Annotated in this window: 1 protein-coding gene; it reads left to right on the top strand. The window is 64.6% G+C overall.

Features of this window, described 5'->3' with window-relative positions; genetic code table 11:
• Window positions 1-316 (top strand): hydroxyisourate hydrolase (uraH, locus tag EN852_RS36795; protein WP_135879756.1); only part of this gene is annotated, 316 nt, incomplete at its 5' end.
• Between the last annotated feature and the right edge of the window lie 37 nt (window positions 317-353).

Raw genomic sequence — 353 nt, 5'->3', positions numbered from 1 at the left:
GACCGGCAGGCCGGCGGCGGGATTGTCGATCGCGCTCTACCGTCTCGACGGTGCTGCTCGCACGCTTCTGAAGACGGTCGTCACCAATGCAGACGGCCGCTGCGACGCGCCGCTGCTGGCAGGCGCCGACTTCCGCACCGGCGAATACGAACTGATGTTCGCGGCCGGCGACTATCTGCGCGGTCAGGGAACGAAGCTGCCGGAGCCTGCCTTCCTCGACAGCGTGCCGATCCGCTTCGGCATGGCGGAGGCGGTGCACTATCATGTACCATTGCTGATCTCGCCCTACGGCGATTCCACCTACAGGGGGAGCTGAGGCATGGTCAAGGTCAATATCCGCAACGAAATCCGCT

Source organism: Mesorhizobium sp. M2E.F.Ca.ET.209.01.1.1, from assembly GCF_004010375.2.
Lineage (GTDB): Bacteria > Pseudomonadota > Alphaproteobacteria > Rhizobiales > Rhizobiaceae > Mesorhizobium.
This window is presented reverse-complemented; position numbering and strand designations above follow the sequence as displayed.